Below are 225 nucleotides of genomic sequence, written 5' to 3' on the forward strand. Positions count from 1 at the left end.
AGATCGCCAAGTACCCCGATGTGTTTGACATGGTTCTCATTGACGCCAACGTCCTCCAGCTCGACCGCAACGAGATCATCAACAAATTGGCTGATGCCGGCATCGGGGTTGCTATCGGCACTGTCCTCGCTCAGGGGCACCTGGTCAGTCGAAAGATCGGGTCATTCCACGACTTGTCTTTCTTCTGGTATCTGGCGCGGACCCTCATCAAACCCACGACAAAAG

Annotated in this window: 1 pseudogene; it reads left to right on the forward strand. The window is 54.7% G+C overall.

Going from position 1 to position 225, the window contains the following annotated elements:
- A pseudogene (locus LL06_RS27810) lies at window positions 1-225 on the forward strand (aldo/keto reductase); the annotation flags it as partial.

It is taken from the genome of Hoeflea sp. BAL378, assembly GCF_000759435.1.
GTDB lineage: Bacteria > Pseudomonadota > Alphaproteobacteria > Rhizobiales > Rhizobiaceae > Hoeflea.